Here is a 17,224-nt window from a genome sequence, read left to right on the forward strand (position 1 = left end):
TGAGTCCATATCAATATCGAACGCAGGTTGTTTAATTGTGTTTTTTAAGTCCTGTCTACTTGACAGGGATCACTGCACATCAAAGACAGTCTTCTTCTCATATCGATGAGATTTCCGTCCGTTTTTCTGTAGCAGGTGGAATAGGCGGATTAGAACCTTTGTTACTTCTTGGGTGTTTTTCTGTATAGCTTGATACAGAAGATATAAATAATCTTGGATCATTCCTATTGCCTTATATTCGCTTAATTCTCTTTTTTTCTTTTGTAAAAGAAGTTGACGCATTTTAAACATAGTAGAGGAGCACAGGAAAATAGCGATTAGCTTTCCATATAGTTGGCACTCTAATCGTTCTTGTTTTACATTACGATAATGATCTATTTTGAAGAGTGATTTCCACGTTTTAAAGACAATCTCTATTTGCCAACGCAAAGTATATAACTCATGTACCTGTTCCATCGGAACCCATTCCCAAGGTGTATTCGTCACGTACACGTTTAATCCCGCTACAACTTTACTTTTCTCTGAGTACGTTCTATTTTTGGATTTTTCTTTTTCCGCGATCGTCGCTCGTCGTTTTTGAAGTTGTTTTTCTGTTAATCGATTAAAAATAACACGCGCAAACAGCTGTTGTTTATCACCAATATAGGCATGTTTTAATTCAAATGTTTCTCCGGGCTGTAGTTGGTTTAGAAGCTGTTTCACATCGATTTGTATGTATTCCGATTGTTTCTTAATAGCACCATTTTTAAAGTATTCTGGATCTGGATTTTTCACATATACATTCGTATTTAATTTTAAACGAGAAATATAGTATGTACCTCGTTGATCCATTTGATCTAAGTCTTCCAATGAAAAACAACCCAGATCACGAATACATAAATCTCCTGGTCGTAAGGTATCTAAGCACTCTGTACCAAATGTTTTGTCATTATTTTTCCCTGGTCCAACTTGAAAGTTAAGAAATCCCCCACTGTGCAGATCGTATTCTAATTGAATTTTAATTCCGGCTGTTTGGGCACAGCCTCCAGAGCCAGGATATACTTTCTCTAAAGCATTTGGCACTTGAAATATGGTGGCATCTAGGATACGGATTCGCCCAAAATAAGAGAAGAGATGGTTAGAAATTTGTGTTTGTTCACAGACTTTTTGTTGTAACAGTAAAGAAAAAATGTGTTGTAAAAATAAAACTGCCTTTGTGTTTAAGCGTTTATTTAAGCCCTCAGGGCTGAGTAAAGTGCCTGTCGCAGCATGAAGCCTACTACATAATCGTACTAAGGGATCACTTGCAACTCGTTGACTAATCCAGGTACAAATAGTGGCTAAGTCTGAGCCAGAAAACTTACGTTTTCGCTTTACAAACCCAAGTTCTCTTGCAAGTTCTTCTAAAAATACAGGTGTCACATATCGTTGTAATTCCTCTGCAAATGATTGTAGTTCATCTTCAATCGAGAGATTCATACAAAAACATCATCCTTTCTATGTATTTCTACAAAAAGAATAACGTTTTTTTCGTTATAGGAATACAGATTTATCTTAACTTGATCGGCATGTAAGGTGAGCCTTTATAAAGTAGTTTAATTTAAAGAGCTTTGCAACAGAATAAACGAGAATCTAAAACAAAATAATTCTAGACAGCCCCTTCAAGGTAGTGTAATATGAAGTTAACTTCACATGAAGTAAACTTCATATATGGCTGTGTTAGGAGTGATTTGTTTGAAAAATAGATTGAAAGAGCTTTATTTATGTTCGTTTGCAATTATTGCAATGGGTCTTTTTGAAATAATTTACGATCATACTGAAGCTGAGTTTGCTGAAGGATTTTATTTGGGAAATTTAAAGATACTTACGGGAGTATTGCTTTTAATTTTTGCTTTAGTTTCTCAAACTAAAAATAAAACTAATCGTAAACAGTTAGAAAGAGAGCTATCAAAGGAATATGATGAAAGGGATGATTTAATAGAAGGAAAAGCTGCACATTTTACCATAAGTATTCTTATGGGTATGAGTATTCTTATGATGTTTCTTTCGAAATGGATTATCATTCCTATTAATATGGGGCTATTTCTCATTATGATATGCTGTCTAATTACCAATACATTAGCTAAAAAATATTATAATAGTTTTCTTTAATTAGGAGATTTCTATGAAAAATAGAATAAAAGAGTTGCGTTTAAAACATGGGATAACACAACAAGAGTTAGCTGATAAAGTATTTGTATCTTCAAGAACCATTATTTCATTAGAAAAACAAAAATATAATCCATCTGTTTTATTAGCCTATAGAATATCTGTGGTTTTTAAGTTATCGATTGAAGAAGTTTTTATATTTGAAGAAGATGGCTAATTGTAGTATGCAAATACAATTGAAGAGAAAGAATCAAACAATATAGCAAAATACAACAAATGAATAGAGGTAAATATATTATGATGTTAAAACTATTATTTATATTTTTTGGGGTAGTCTTAGTATTATGGGGTACATATAAAATGAAAAAAGATGATGCATTTGTAGGAAAAACGCAAACAAGAAAAAATATTTTCAATCTCTTACTTTTAGGAGAGGCGTCTGGACTTGGGCAATTTTTAGGTGGAATACTGTGTATAATTTTAGGGATTGTATCTTTAATTATTAAGTAATTGGTGAAATTAAGGAGTTGAGCTGTGTTTAAAAGCTTAGCTCCTTTTGTAGTTTGCGAATAATCGATAAAGCAATTACTCTTGATTGAAACAATTTATGCAGGGATATGGTCATTAAGAAAAGCAAATACCCCAAAACGAGAAAATCGGCATCTCCAGGTGCAAATGTACATTTTTTTGTTTTGGGGTATTTATAAAATGCTTAAGTTGATGGGCATGGGGTCACCATATCAAAAAAAGAAAATTGTACGTTTAGACACATTTTGGACACAAATTAACCGATTCCCTGTACGTTAAGGAACCGGTTATTTATTTTACTGCTTTTTTTATAAAGTTTTTATCTCGTAATGGTCTTAAATGATTAAAATTTATTATTTGTTGATTTATTATTATCTTTTTTTACAACTTTGTAAGCGATCCAAATAAATAAATTACAAATTATCAGTCCGATAAAAGCTGGTAAAACGATTGATATTCCTGAACCATCACCTGCATATAAACTCCATAGAACTTTCAATATAGCAATTAAGTTAATGACAAGTATTCCATGCTTCCAAGAGTGTTTCCAAAACGCATATGCTAAAGCAAACATTGTCACTGGAACCAATGAAGACAACGCAACCTTAATAAGATTCCACTCACCAAATAAATAATCCATTTCCATTTCCAAAAAGGCTTCCACTTTTGGATTCCCCGTTATAGGTTTTGGAAACCAAAACATACTTGTAGCTAATGCAATTAAAGTAATTATTATCCCTTTGATATTTCTTTTATAGGAAAAATAGCAAAAAGGTAATAAAAATAGTGGACGAATATACTAACTTAGGATATTTTGATGTCTTTCAAACGCCCAAGTAAAAAAATCATTAAGAAAATCCACAGATAATCAACTCCTAATCGAAGTTATATTGATATTGGATCTAAAATGAAGTATAGCCGATTTAATGTTAGCATATTTTTAAACATGTATTTGTAGAAACATGTAAGTGTCTGTTGATATAGAAATACTCCAGGTTATTTTTGGTCTTTTTATAGTATAGAAAGACTTTAAGGGGTACGGCAAGATTCCTTCTTTTTGGAGTCATTCACAAATTTATAACAAGAGGTAGTTCAAATAGTTAATTAACTACTTGAACTACCTCTTCGTTTTACCTAGCTTAAGTACAGAAATGATTCTAATTTAACCAATTGAGATTTTTTCTTCTGCATAACGTATCTTATTATGCTCATTTTTAGCCATAGCAAGCGCAAATGCCATCGTTAATGGTCCTAATCTTCCAATAAACATCATGATTGTAATCAAAATACGTCCTACAGGAGTAAGGTCTCCTGTTAATCCAGCGCTAAGTCCAACTGTCCCAAATGCAGAAACTGTTTCAAATAAAATTTGAGAGAATTCAGCATGTTTTTCAGTAATTGTTAATAAGAAAAATATAATAAAGATAAACATAACCGCTGTCGTAGCAATGGCGATTGCTCGATTCACTAAATTTTTTGGAATTCTTCTTTTAAATATATGAATATCCTCTCTATTTCTTATGATTGCTGCAATGGATAATAAAAGCAGGAATGCTGTTGTTACCTTAATTCCACCACCAGTTGATCCAGAAGATGCTCCGATAAACATTAATGCTATTGTATAGACTTGAGAACTCATTGTCATTTGCCCAATATCAATGGTGTTAAATCCTGCTGTCCTAGGAACAACACCTTGGAAATACGATGCCCATATTTTATCATCAAGCGACAATGTTCCTAATGTTGCAGGGTTATTGTATTCTAAACATAAAATAATAATGGAACTTATGATGTTAAGAAACAGTGTGGCTACTAAAACAAGTTTGGTATGTAGTGAGAAATCTCTGATTTTTCTTTTCTTAATTACATCTAAAATCACAATAAAACCGATTCCACCACTTATAAATAGAAACGTAATTATTATATTGACTATAGGGTCTCCTACCCATTTACTCAAACTATCTGGTTCTAATCCAAATCCCGCGTTATTAAATGCTGAAATGGTATGGAATATCCCGTAATATATTGCTTTTGGCCAAGGCATTTCATATGACCATCGAATCGCTAAAACAGTTGCTCCAACTAATTCAATGACAAGTGTAATCAAAATAATTTGTTGCACTAATTTTATAATCCCTTGCAAAGACAAGGAATTAATAGCCTCCTGAAGTAACAGTCTCTTCTTTATCCCAATTTTTTTCCCTAAAATAAGAAACATCAGAATCCCACTCGTCATAAATCCCCAACCACCAAGCTGGATAAGGATAAGCAAAACAATTTGTCCAAATACAGTAAATGTACTTCCTGTATCAACTACTGCAAGTCCTGTTACACACACAGCCGATGTCGCCTCAAAAAGGGCATCAATAAACGATAAATGATGACGATCTTGAGTGGATATAGGTAACATGAGTAAAAAGGTTCCAATTAAAATTAAGCCTAAAAAACCTAATACTAAAATATGTGCTGGATTTAGTTTGAAGAATAGGTTTTGTCTTTTGAAAATTTTATGAACCAAAATAATAACTCCCCTCGAATGGTAAATGTATATGTATGATTAAGATTCCCATAAAAACAATATCATATAAAGAACAACAGTGTGAGATAAATTAAAAAAGTCCTCTTTTCACTTGCCAACTAAAAAGAGGACTTTTCACAGATAGGACTTGCTAAAATAGATTGCAAAAAAGTTAGATTTAGATGGTAAATGGCTACCTAAAACACCTAACAACCAGTATTTTTAACACATGCATCTAAAATAGAAAAAGAGTTACGAAAAAGAAATATTACAACGTTTGGAGATTCAGCTCAGACACGTGCATATCTTGGCTGTCTTCTTCCTTTATCATGTTCTTGAACAACATGGCTGGGAATCACCAGACATAAACGCATTACCAACAGGAAGAGAAATTGTAGAACAATACTTACAACCGCTTGCGAACCTTCCAGAAATTAAACCATTTATCCATTTGAATACTAAAGTACTATCTATAGGTAAGAAAGATACAGATAAAATGAAAACAACGAATCGTGAAAAAATGCCATTCATGATCTATAGAGAAAAAGAAGGTGTACTTCAAGTTTATGAAGCTAGAGCGATATTAGATGCTTCCGGTACGTGGGGAAATCCAAATCCGGCAAATTCTAATGGTATCTGGTTGAAAGAAGAGCAATCCCTTAACGAGCACATTTTTTATGGTATTCCAGATATATTAGGAAACGAACAAAAGCGATATGCCAATAAGCATGTAGTTGTTGTTGGAAGTGGTCATTCTGCAATCAATGCTTTATTGGAGTTGGCAAAATTAAAGGAATCCTATCCAGGGACTAAGATTGTATGGATTATGAGAAAGCAACTTGTGGAAGAAGCATACGGGGGAGAGGAAAAAGATGCTCTTGAAGCACGCGGAACCTTAGGTAGCCGCATTCATCAATTGGTTGATGAAGGAATCGTGGAAGTAATGACACCATATAAAATTCAATACGTAGTTAGTACAAAAAATGGAATGGACATTGTAGGTCATCAAGATGAGGAAGAAATAAAAATTACAGATATCCAAGAGATGATTGTAAATACAGGAAATCGCCCTAACTTATCTATGATAAGTGAAATACGTACTTCTATTGATACTGCTACTGAAAGTGTAGGGGCTTTAGCACCACTAATCGATCCTAACCTTCATAGTTGTGGCACTGTTCGCCCCCATGGTGAAAAAGAGCTTCGACACCCAGAGAAAGATTTCTATATTGTAGGTTCAAAAAGTTATGGAAGAACGCCTACATTCCTTATGGCGACAGGCTATGAACAAGTTAGATCTATAGTTGCTTACCTTACTGGTGATTATGAGGCAGCTGAAAAAGTAGAACTTGATTTGCCAGAGACTGGTGTTTGTAGTGTGAATTTAAAGCCTAATAAAGTAGATGATTCATGTTGTGGTACAGAATCTTGTTGTTAAGGAGACTGACTGTAAGGAGTAGTAATTTATATTACGCCTCCTTACAGAAGAATTAAGTTTGAAAGGAGAACACAATAAAATGATTATTAATCATGCGGGTAATTTAAAAAAAGACTATTTTTTATCCTATATAAGGTTAATAATGAATGCCCACCAATGTAATGTTGAAAATGCAAAGGATTATGTTTTTCAAAGTATGTTCAGACTCGAAAAAAACAGTTTAGGAAAGAAGACTTATCAGAGTTTCCTTGAAGCGTATCAAGAATTGAAACAATCTAATTAAATAAGTAAATCAGAGGTGGGATAAAGATGAAAGAAATATTAGATTCCATTGTAATTGGAGGAGGGCAAGCTGGTCTTGCGTCTGGTTATCACCTTCAAAAAAAAGGATTACAGTTTTTAATATTAGAAGCGAGTGAGAGAACAGCTGGGTCTTGGCCTTACTATTATGACAGTCTTAAATTGTTTTCTCCCGCACGTTTTTCATCGTTACCTGGTATGCAATTCCCAGGTCATCCTGATGATTATCCCACGAGGAACGAAGTAATTGATTACTTGCAAAATTATGTGGACAATTTTCAGCTACCAGTTATGTTAAATCAGCGAGTAGAATCTGTAGAAAAAGCAGATGAAATATTTAAAGTTCTAACAGGGTCTGGAGAGATATTTCAGACTAGAACTTATTATAAATGCAACTGGTTCTTTTCACAGTCCGTCTAATCCGATAATAAAGGATCAAGAGAAATTCAAGGGGAATATTATACATTCCGCTATGTATCGGAGTCCGAATCATTATATTAATTAAAGAGTAGTGGTGGTGGGGCGGAGAAATTCAGCTGTCCAAATTGCGCTCGAACTAGCCGATGTAAGTAAAGTATCTTTAGCTGTACGAAAGCCTGTTCAACTTATGAAACAAAAAGTGTGGGGGAAGGACTTACATTTTTGGCTTAAGGTATTAGGCATAGATACCTTTCCGTTTTGGCGATTTGGAAAAACAGCACCGAGTTCAGGTGGAGTCATCGATTTAGGTGATTACAAGGAACGATTAGCTAGGGGGAATCCAGATCAAAGACCTATGTTTACATCTTTTTACACTGATGGTGTAGTTTGGCCTGATGGGAAGAAGGAGCCAATCGATACGGTCATTTTTGCAACGGGCTATCATCCTAATCTCTCTTATTTCAATTCTATTGGAGCACTGGACTCAGAAGGAAGACCTATGCAAATAGCTGGTGTAGGTACAGAAGTCCAAGGGGTATATTATGTTGGTTTGGAAGGTCAAGGTTCGTTTTCTTCTGCAACATTAAGGGGAGTTGGGGAGGATGCTAAATTTGTTGTGAGAAAGCTAATAAACTACTTAAAAATATGAGGTGAATAAGGGAGAGAGAAATATGGGGATTAGAAAAGCAACCGAACAAGATGTACAAGAAATTATGAATATTTATAATGAGGGTATTGAGGATCGTATTGCAACTTTAGAGACAGAAATAAAAACAGATAAATATGTGATGGAATGGCTGTTTAAAAGAGAAAATAGATATTCGGTAATTGTTATGGAAGAGAATTCACATATTGTCGGTTGGGCTTCCATCAATCCATATAGTCATCGATATGCTTATCGAGGGGTAGGTGAACTATCTATATATATAAAGAGAGAATATCGTGGTAAAGGTTTGGGACAGAAATTACTTTTTGCTTTAGAAAAGACCGGACAGCAAAATGAATTCTATAAATTTGTTTTGTTTACTTTTTCTTTTAATAATCTAGGTCAAGGCTTATATCGTAAAATGGGTTATCGTGAAGTAGGAGTGTTTAAAAAGCAGGGAATAATGGACGGCGAGCATGTAGATGTGATGATCATGGAAAAATTGTTATCTGCAGAATAAATAAAACTGTAACTGAAATTTAAATGGTAAAGGTATTTACACATTAGATGAGTATGTGAATACCTTTATAACGCAATTATTTACATATACATCGAATCCTTAAGTATAGTTCTTAAATCCATATTAGAATTAGTAGGGGATTTATAAACTTTATCACCCTTTATATAGACATATAATTATTTACTTATGATATGATTTTAAAAAATACCTAAGAATTATCTATTAAAAAATGGGGGGATAGGATTGTTAGATCAATTGCTAATTGTAGGTATATATCTTTTGATAATTTACATGTGTTCATATGTTACGCTCGAATATCGAAAAAATAAAATTAGTAAGCAACATTTTCTGATATGGTTGATATTTATCTTTTTAACAGGACCTATAGGATTTATCATTTATATCTTTTGGGATAAGAAAAAGAGCACAAATTTTAAAAAAGGAAATCGAATGTAAAGGTTCTGTAAAGGTGAGAGTTTTCAGTTGAACATATAAGCAAATAGTTATATACTTATTTTGAAAGTGAGAATAAGTTAATTTGAAGGAATAATACGTTTTATTTTTACACAACACATAAGCATATGCTTATGTAATTATAACTAGGTAGGTGTAGATATGGAAAAAACAGTTGTAGAAGTAACAAGAGCATCCCAATTACTGAAATTATTAGGAGATAAAACAAGATTAACAATTGTATCAATCCTTAAACAACGTGAATGCTGTGTATGTGAACTTCTTGAAGTATTTGATATGAGTCAACCTTCTATCAGTCAGCATCTTCGAAAGTTGAAGGATTTAGGTTTAGTGCAAGAAGAGCGTAGAGGTCAGTGGATTTATTATTCTTTAAATCAAGCAAGTGATTTATACACGCTTTTAGAAGATATTTTAGCACATATACCAGACCAAACAGAGAAAATTAAACAAATTGTGAAGAGCAATCCTACACTCCGGTGTGGTTGTTAATAAATAGTTAGAAAGGGAAGTGAGAAGAATGAACAACACGGGGAAAAAACGTCTATCTTTCCTAGATCGGTATCTAACCCTTTGGATTTTTCTCGCAATGGCAGTAGGGATTGGAGTTGGATATCTATCACCTGGATTCGTTGATGGAATGAATAGTTTACAGGTAGGCACAACGTCTATTCCACTTGCGATTGGCTTAATTTTAATGATGTACCCACCACTCGCTAAAGTACGCTATGAAGAAATGGGACGCGTTTTTAAAGATGTAAAAGTATTAGTATTATCACTGGTACAAAACTGGATTATTGGTCCTGTTTTAATGTTTGCTTTGGCTGTTATATTCTTACCAGATAAGCCAGAATATATGGTGGGCCTAATCATGATAGGTTTAGCTCGTTGTATTGCGATGGTTATCGTATGGAATGACTTAGCGAAAGGTGATACAGAATATGCGGCAGGATTAGTAGCATTTAACTCTGTATTCCAAATGTTATTTTTCTCAGTATATGCTTATGTGTTTGTAACAGTTATTCCAGAATGGTTAGGAATTGAAGGTGCTGTTGTAGATATAACAATGGCAGAGGTTGCAAAATCAGTGTTTATATATTTAGGAATTCCATTCATCGCAGGAATGCTAACACGCTTGATTTTTGTAAAAACGAAAGGACGAGAATGGTATGAAAAAGTATTCATTCCAAAGATTAGTCCAATTACTTTAATCGCATTACTATTTACAATCATTGTGATGTTCTCTCTAAAAGGAGAAGTGATTGTTAGCGTACCATTTGATGTTGTACGTATTGCAATTCCATTACTCATTTATTTTGTAATTATGTTCTTTGTCTCTTTCTTTATGGGCAAAAAAATCGGTGCAAGTTACGGAGTATCAACAACATTAGCGTTTACAGCTGGTAGTAATAACTTTGAATTAGCGATTGCAGTAGCTGTAGGTGTATTTGGAATTCAGTCAGGTGCAGCGTTTGCAGCAGTTATCGGACCTTTAGTCGAGGTTCCAGTTATGATAGCACTTGTAAATGTAGCACTTTGGTTCCAGCGTAAATACTTTCAAACACAACCCAAATAAATATTCATAATAAAGGTGGAATTATCATGGAAAACAAGAAAACAATTTACTTTTTATGCACAGGAAACTCATGTCGTAGCCAAATGGCAGAAGCTTGGGGTAAAAAATATTTAGGTGACAAATGGAATGTACTTTCTGCTGGTATTGAGGCACACGGAGTAAATCCGAATGCAATTAAAGCAATGAAAGAAGTAGACATTGATATTACGGACCAAACATCTGATATCATTGACCGTGACATTTTAGACAAAGCAGATTTAGTTGTAACACTTTGTGGTCACGCAAATGATGTATGTCCGACAACACCACCACATGTAAAACGAGTTCACTGGGGATTTGATGATCCAGCTGGTCAAGAGTGGGCTGTATTCCAAAAAGTTCGTGATGAGATTGGTGAACGTATTAAAAAGTTTGCTGAAACAGGAGAATAATTGAAAACAAAATAAGCCGAGAATTTTTTCTCGGCTTATTTTATAAAGAAGGGGAGAAATCAGAGATGAAAAAAATTGAAATTTTTGATCCTGCAATGTGTTGTTCTACTGGAGTTTGCGGTCCAAGTGTTGATCCAGAGTTAATTCGTATTTCAGTTGCTGTTAACAACTTGAAGAATAAAGGAATTGATGTGACTCGTTATAATTTGGCAAGTGAACCAGATGCATTTGCCAATAATGTTGTTATCAGTCAACTATTAACAGATAAAGGACCAGACGTGTTGCCTGTAACTTTGGTAGATGGAAAAGTAGTAAAAGAAAAAAGTCACCTGACAAATGAAGAACTTACACAATTAACAGATATAACAGTAGAAGAGTTGAGTCAAAAGCCAGTCGTACGTTTAAAGTTAAACGTGAAAAAATAGAGAAAGAAGTGAAAGGCAATGACAAACTTATATAACCCAAACACAATAGCATTCACACCATTTTTGTTCTTTACTGGTAAAGGCGGAGTAGGAAAAACATCTACTGCATGTGCAACAGCTATTACGTTAGCTGATATGGGGAAACAAGTTTTATTAATAAGTACTGACCCAGCTTCTAATTTACAAGATGTGTTCGAAATAGAACTTACGAATAAACCGAAAGAAATTCCAAGTGTTCCAAATCTACAAGTAGCAAACTTAGATCCTGAAACAGCAGCACATGAATATAAAGAAGGTGTTGTTGGTCCATACCGTGGAAAGCTCCCAGATGCTGTTATTGCAACGATGGAAGAGCAATTATCTGGTGCGTGCACAGTAGAAATGGCTGCATTTGATGAATTCTCTACGTTACTTACAAATAAAGAACTAACATCAAAATTCAATCACATTATATTTGATACAGCACCAACAGGTCATACGTTACGTCTTCTTCAACTTCCTACGGCTTGGAGTGGCTTCCTGGAAGAAAGTACTCATGGGGCTTCTTGTTTAGGACCATTAGCAGGACTTGGTGATAAAAAAGAGTTATATAGTCAAACGGTTCAGGCACTATCTAATCCGAACCAAACAATGTTATTGCTTGTCACACGACCAGATAGTTCTCCATTGCAAGAAGCGGAACGAGCAGCTCATGAATTAAAAGAAATTGGTGTTAGTAATCAATTTCTACTTGTAAATGGGATCTTGAAAGACTATGTGCAAAATGATGATGTCTCAAAGGCATTGTTTAAGAGACAATCACGTGCGTTAGAAAACAGGGCAGAAGAATTAAAGAATCTTCCTACTTATGAAATTCCATTAGTACCGTTTAATGTTACAGGGATAGAGAATATGAGAAAACTGGTTCAACCAATGGAAAATCTCTCGATTTCGAATGAAAAAGCAAATACGGTCTCTATACCTTCACTCCAGATATTGATTACTAATCTTTCAGAATCAGGAAAACGAGTGATTTTTACAATGGGAAAAGGTGGTGTCGGAAAGACTACGGTAGCTTCTGCAATTGCAGTTGGTCTGGCTGAAAAAGGATACCATGTACACTTAACTACAACTGATCCCGCAGCACATATTGATTATGTTATGCATGGGGAACAAGGGAATATTACTATAAGTCGAATTGATCCAAAAGTAGAAGTTGAAAACTATCGTAAGGAAGTTATAGAGCAAGCAAAAGATACGGTTGACGAAGAAGGTTTAGCGTATTTAGAAGAAGATTTACGTTCTCCTTGTACAGAAGAAATCGCAGTTTTCCGAGCTTTAGCGGATATTGTTGAAAGAGCAAATGATGAAATTGTAGTTATTGATACAGCGCCAACGGGTCATACGTTATTGTTGTTGGATGCGGCACAAACGTATCATAAGGAAATTGCACGTTCTTCCGGTGAAGTACCACAGTCTGTGAAGAACTTATTACCACGTTTGCGTAATCCGGAAGAAACAAGTGTTGTAATTGTAACGCTTGCAGAAGCGACACCAGTTCATGAAGCAAGCCGTCTACAAGGAGACTTAAAACGTGCGGATATTAACCCGAAATGGTGGGTTATCAATCAAAGTTTTTATGCAACACATACAAGTGATTCCGTGTTAAGAGGAAGAGCGCAGTCTGAAGTACAATGGATTCAAGAAGTGCAAAAGGAATCACAAAATAATTGTGTTATCATCCCTTGGCAATCGGAAGATATTGTAGGGTATGAGAAGCTTAAAGAGTTAGTAAAATAAAACATTTTAATTAGTTACTGTGAAGGGGAGAAATAAAAATGAATATTACAGATAAAGCAAAAGAGTTTATTGAAGCTGCTATGAAAGTAAACGGTGTTTCAACACTACGTTTTACATTTGAGGGTGCTGGATGCTGTGGACCAAGCTACGGTATTAATTTAGGAGAGGCGCAAGAAAATGATGTAACAGAAACAGTAAATGGTATTGAAGTTGCCATAGATCTAAAGGTCGTTGAAATTGTAAATACATTGACACTAGACTATGTAGAAGATCAACAAGGTGCAGGACTTGTTATCAGTGGCGGATCGAATTGCTGCTAATTAATAATTGAAGGAGACTAACAAACATGACTAACTATCACGAACTAGTAAAAGGAAAAGTATATATTGGTGGAGTAGACGCTATACAAGACGCAGTAAACAAGCAAGGGATTACTGAGGTGTTTGATTTACGTGCTGGAGGAGAAGAACCAGAAGGATTTCCGGCTGGAACTAAACGTCATGCTTATCCAATCGTAGAAGGTGTAGAAGGGCAAGATGAATCAGTAAGAAATGCAATTGCAGCGGTCAAAGAAGCTGTTGAACAAGATAAAAAAGTATTTTTCCATTGTTCTGGTGGACGTAATCGTACAGGTACAGTTGCGACTGGATTATTAGTTGAATTAGGGCATGCATCTAACGTAGAAGAAGCGGAACAAAAAGCAAAAGAAATCCGTTCAAGTATTACTATTAAACCAGAAATGAAACAAGTATTGAAACGTTTATATGTATAATTCATCTAAGTCTCAAAAACATTAATGTTTTTGAGACTTTATTATTTTATGGATTTGAAAATAAGGGACAATCAAATGGAAATTCTGTGAAATTAAAATCGTATATCGTAGCTTTATAATCATTAAAATGGGGAGGAATTCTTATGTATGTGAGGGTACGAGAACTTCTTACAGCAGAAGAACGAAAGCGTTATATGCAAATCCCCTCTGATATTAGTGAATGGACATTAAGTACATGCTTTACCTTCAGTCAGCATGATAAACAAATCATTAATCGCCATCGGAGGGATTATAATCGATTGGGTTTTGCTATGCAATTAAGTATTTTACGATATTTAGGCTGGACTTTATCAGATATCGAGCACATTCCTAGTGAAGTATTAGAATTTGTAGCGAAACAAATTGGTGTAAGTATAGAAGACTGGGGGCTATATGCTCAGCGAGAGGCTACAAGGTATGAACATGTAGAAGAAATTCGCAAGGAATATGGTTATCGTAACTTTACAATTACTGATTATCGAAGATTATCTAAATTTCTTCAATCTCATGCATTAAATAATGGAAATACTAAATATCTCATTGAGACAGCATTGCAGGAATTACGTACTTGGCAAGTTATACTTCCCTCAATGGCAGTAATAGAAAGAGCAATATGGGAAACACGTAAAAGAGCTGAAGAAACTATATTTAAAACGCTTACATCTTCTTTATCTCTTTTACAAAAAGAAAAAATAAGCAGTCTACTTCACTTTATGCCTAATTCTTCAAAAACATATTTAGCTTGGTTAAAAGAAATACCTGGCCAATTTTCACCAGAATCCTTTTTAAAGGTAATTGAGCGTTTAGAGTATATAAAAGGCTTACAGTTAAATATTGATACAAAAGGTATACATCCTAATCGTTTACGACAATTGTCTCGGATTGGAGCACGCTATGAAGCTTATTCATTTCGAAGGTTTAAAGATATAAAAAAGTATGCCATATTGGTAGCTTATTTACTTGATTTAACACAAGATTTAATTGATCAGGCTTTTGAAATTCATGATAAACAAATGATGAACCTTCAACTAAAAGGTAGAAAACAACAAGAAGAATTACACAAAAGAAATGGCAAATCACTAAATGAAAAAATCCTTCATTATGCAGATTTAGAGATGGCTTTAATAAAAGCAAAAGAAGAAAATGTAGATCCTTTTATAATATTAGAAGCCATTATGCCTTGGGATAAATTTGTAGCATCTGTAGAGGAAGCAAAGCAACTATCACGGCCAATGAACTATGATTATCTTGATTTGTTAGAGAGTCGATATAATTACTTACGTAAATATACTCCCACATTACTTAGATCACTAGAATTTCAATCTACTAATTATGCCAGATACGTATTAGAAGCTTTAAAAACAATACGTGAATTAAACGAATCGGGAAAACGAAAATTACCCAATGGCGCACCATTGAACTTTGTGACAAATAGATGGAAGAAATATATACATGTTGAAGATGGAAATATTAATCGGCATTTTTATGAATTAGCCGCATTTACGGAACTACGGAATTATGTACGTTCTGGGGATATTTCTATTGTAGGAAGTCGACAACATAAAGATTTTGATGAATATTTAATACCTATCAACGAGTGGAACTACAGCAAAGAAAACGGGGTTCGCCTAGCTGTTTCTACGCATGCTGATGAGTATGTAGCGGAGCGAACAAAAACTCTATTAGAACGAATTGCAACATTTTCTAAAAATGTTCATTCCTTAGATGGAGTAGATATTAGCAGTGGAACCCTGCATCTTCAGCGTTTAGATAAGGATACCCCACTAACAGCAAAGCAATTAAGTAGCAAACTTTATCATATGCTACCTCGAATTAAGCTCACAGACTTACTATTAGAGGTAGCTCATTGGACAGGGTTTGAACAGCAATTTATTCATGCATCAACAAACAAACCACCTAAAGGTGAAGAAATTGTCATTTCTCTTGCTTCACTTATGGCTATGGGAACGAATATTGGACTTACAAAAATGGCAGAAGCTGCACCTGGTATCTCCTATCATCAATTAGCTAATGCAAGTCAATGGAGGGTGTATGATGATGCATTAAATCGAGCACAAGCGATGTTGGTTAATTTTCAACAAAAACTTCCTCTAGCTTCTTATTGGGGGGACGGTACCACTTCATCATCAGACGGGATGCGCGTACAAATTGGTGTTTCATCATTACACGCCAGTTCTAACCCACACTATGGAACTGGAAAAGGAGCAACTATATATCGATTTGTAAGCGATCAATTTTCTTCTTTTTATACAAAAGTGATTAATACAAACGCAAGGGATGCTGTACACGTAATTGATGGATTACTTCATCACGAGTCAGATTTAATGATTGAAGGGCATTACACAGATACAGCGGGTTATACGGATCAAGTATTTGGTTTAACACACCTGTTAGGATTTCGTTTTGCACCACGATTAAGAGATATATCAAGTTCTAAATTATATACAATTGGTTCTCCTAAAGATTTTTTGAATATAGAAGGACTTATCCGAGGGCAAGTAAATATGAAATTAATTTATGAAAATTACGATGATGTTTTACGTATTGCTCATTCCATTCGAGAGGGAAAAATATCAGGTTCACTCATTATGGGGAAATTAGGTTCCTATACCCGACAGAATAAAGTAGCTAAGGCATTGAGAGAGATGGGAAGAATCGAAAAAACTATTTTTATCCTAGATTACCTTTCGAACAAAAATTTACGAAGAAAAGTTCAAAGAGGTTTAAACAAAGGGGAGGCGATGAATTCATTAGCAAGAGCAATCTTTTTTGGAAAACATGGAGAGTTCCGTGAACGTGCTCTTCAAGATCAATTACAACGAGCGAGTGCTTTAAGCATTCTTATTAATGCCATCATCATCTGGAATACTGTATATCTTAGCCAGGCTGTAGAACTGTTAAGAAATACAGAGGGGATAGATGAAAATTTATTAAAACATGTTTCGCCTTTAGGATGGGAACACATTAATTTTTTAGGAGAATATCGATTTAACTCGAGGAATACAACAACATTAGAAACTCTCCGTCTTTTACAACAATCCTAAATATAAGAGCCGAATTTTTCTTAGAGTAGGAAATTCGGCTCATTTTATGTCGAAATTTGCTTAGCGTATATTTTCGTTAAAATGTGGGCAGTACCCCATCACTATCAAGCTAACAAAACAAAATACCCCCTAAAATGAAAAAATACGCTATGCTTTCTGTAGAATCATA

At 34.5% G+C, this 17,224-nt stretch carries 17 protein-coding genes and 1 pseudogene; 15 read left to right on the top strand and 3 right to left on the bottom strand.

Annotation, left to right across the window (positions count from 1 at the left end; translation table 11 throughout):
* Positions 1-69 precede the first annotated feature (69 nt).
* The gene (locus G9F74_RS28450) at positions 70-1,458 is read right to left on the bottom strand and encodes an IS4 family transposase (protein ID WP_165406381.1); all 1,389 of its coding nucleotides are present in this window, start codon (positions 1,456-1,458) and stop codon (positions 70-72) included.
* 255 nt (positions 1,459-1,713) lie between these two features.
* On the opposite strand from G9F74_RS28450, the gene G9F74_RS28455 reads away from it, so the two are divergent.
* The 3 genes from G9F74_RS28455 to G9F74_RS28465 all read left to right on the top strand — a co-directional run bounded on the left by G9F74_RS28455 (position 1,714) and on the right by G9F74_RS28465 (position 2,637).
* A complete protein-coding gene (locus tag G9F74_RS28455; RefSeq protein WP_165406382.1) occupies positions 1,714-2,130 on the top strand; it encodes a DUF2178 domain-containing protein in 417 nt (138 codons plus the stop codon).
* 13 nt (positions 2,131-2,143) lie between these two features.
* Positions 2,144-2,344: a helix-turn-helix transcriptional regulator gene (locus G9F74_RS28460; protein WP_144499577.1), complete on the top strand. Its 201-nt coding sequence runs from the start codon at positions 2,144-2,146 to the stop codon at positions 2,342-2,344.
* A gap of 80 nt (positions 2,345-2,424) precedes the next feature.
* Positions 2,425-2,637, top strand: a complete 213-nt coding sequence (locus G9F74_RS28465) for a hypothetical protein (RefSeq protein WP_165406383.1) — start codon at positions 2,425-2,427, stop codon at positions 2,635-2,637.
* Positions 2,638-2,998: 361 nt separating this feature from the next.
* Here G9F74_RS28465 and G9F74_RS28475 read toward each other — a convergent pair whose 3' ends face one another.
* Together G9F74_RS28475 and G9F74_RS28480 are read right to left on the bottom strand one after the other, a co-directional pair.
* The gene (locus G9F74_RS28475) at positions 2,999-3,319 is read right to left on the bottom strand and encodes a hypothetical protein (protein ID WP_165406384.1); all 321 of its coding nucleotides are present in this window, start codon (positions 3,317-3,319) and stop codon (positions 2,999-3,001) included.
* A gap of 498 nt (positions 3,320-3,817) precedes the next feature.
* Positions 3,818-5,173 (bottom strand): TrkH family potassium uptake protein, encoded by a 1,356-nt coding sequence (locus G9F74_RS28480; protein WP_185157063.1) that lies wholly within the window; start codon positions 5,171-5,173, stop codon positions 3,818-3,820.
* A 298-nt stretch (positions 5,174-5,471) separates the two neighbouring features.
* Between G9F74_RS28480 and G9F74_RS28485 the strand changes: the two genes are divergently transcribed.
* The 12 genes and pseudogenes from G9F74_RS28485 to G9F74_RS28540 all read left to right on the top strand — a co-directional run bounded on the left by G9F74_RS28485 (position 5,472) and on the right by G9F74_RS28540 (position 17,055).
* Positions 5,472-6,611 (top strand): NAD(P)-binding domain-containing protein, encoded by a 1,140-nt coding sequence (locus tag G9F74_RS28485; protein WP_016107116.1) that lies wholly within the window; start codon positions 5,472-5,474, stop codon positions 6,609-6,611.
* A gap of 79 nt (positions 6,612-6,690) precedes the next feature.
* Positions 6,691-6,894 (top strand): hypothetical protein, encoded by a 204-nt coding sequence (locus G9F74_RS28490; RefSeq protein WP_016107117.1) that lies wholly within the window; start codon positions 6,691-6,693, stop codon positions 6,892-6,894.
* 26 nt (positions 6,895-6,920) lie between these two features.
* Positions 6,921-7,980 (top strand): annotated as a pseudogene (locus tag G9F74_RS28495) (flavin-containing monooxygenase).
* Between the two features lie 22 nt (positions 7,981-8,002).
* On the top strand, positions 8,003-8,497 hold the full coding sequence (locus tag G9F74_RS28500; RefSeq protein ID WP_165406385.1) for an arsinothricin resistance N-acetyltransferase ArsN1 family A: 495 nt from the start codon (positions 8,003-8,005) through the stop codon (positions 8,495-8,497).
* Between the two features lie 615 nt (positions 8,498-9,112).
* Complete coding sequence (locus G9F74_RS28505; protein WP_016107121.1) at positions 9,113-9,460, top strand: ArsR/SmtB family transcription factor; 348 nt, start codon at positions 9,113-9,115, stop codon at positions 9,458-9,460.
* Positions 9,461-9,488: 28 nt separating this feature from the next.
* Positions 9,489-10,544, top strand: coding sequence for an ACR3 family arsenite efflux transporter (gene arsB / locus G9F74_RS28510; protein WP_016107122.1), 1,056 nt, complete (start codon positions 9,489-9,491; stop codon positions 10,542-10,544).
* Between the two features lie 26 nt (positions 10,545-10,570).
* A complete protein-coding gene (gene arsC, locus G9F74_RS28515; RefSeq protein ID WP_016107123.1) occupies positions 10,571-10,975 on the top strand; it encodes an arsenate reductase (thioredoxin) in 405 nt (134 codons plus the stop codon).
* 65 nt (positions 10,976-11,040) lie between these two features.
* Positions 11,041-11,400 (top strand): arsenite efflux transporter metallochaperone ArsD, encoded by a 360-nt coding sequence (gene arsD, locus G9F74_RS28520; RefSeq protein ID WP_000717836.1) that lies wholly within the window; start codon positions 11,041-11,043, stop codon positions 11,398-11,400.
* An 18-nt stretch (positions 11,401-11,418) separates the two neighbouring features.
* A complete protein-coding gene (arsA, locus tag G9F74_RS28525) occupies positions 11,419-13,179 on the top strand; it encodes an arsenical pump-driving ATPase (protein WP_016107124.1) in 1,761 nt (586 codons plus the stop codon).
* 38 nt (positions 13,180-13,217) lie between these two features.
* On the top strand, positions 13,218-13,499 hold the full coding sequence (locus G9F74_RS28530; protein ID WP_016107125.1) for a HesB/IscA family protein: 282 nt from the start codon (positions 13,218-13,220) through the stop codon (positions 13,497-13,499).
* A 26-nt stretch (positions 13,500-13,525) separates the two neighbouring features.
* Positions 13,526-13,951 (top strand): protein-tyrosine phosphatase family protein, encoded by a 426-nt coding sequence (locus G9F74_RS28535; RefSeq protein WP_016107126.1) that lies wholly within the window; start codon positions 13,526-13,528, stop codon positions 13,949-13,951.
* A gap of 143 nt (positions 13,952-14,094) precedes the next feature.
* Entirely contained in the window at positions 14,095-17,055 is a 2,961-nt protein-coding gene (locus G9F74_RS28540) for a Tn3 family transposase (RefSeq protein WP_016107127.1), read from the top strand.
* Positions 17,056-17,224 lie beyond the last annotated feature (169 nt).

The organism is Bacillus sp. EKM202B (assembly GCF_011066025.1).
Lineage (GTDB): Bacteria > Bacillota > Bacilli > Bacillales > Bacillaceae_G > Bacillus_A > Bacillus_A toyonensis.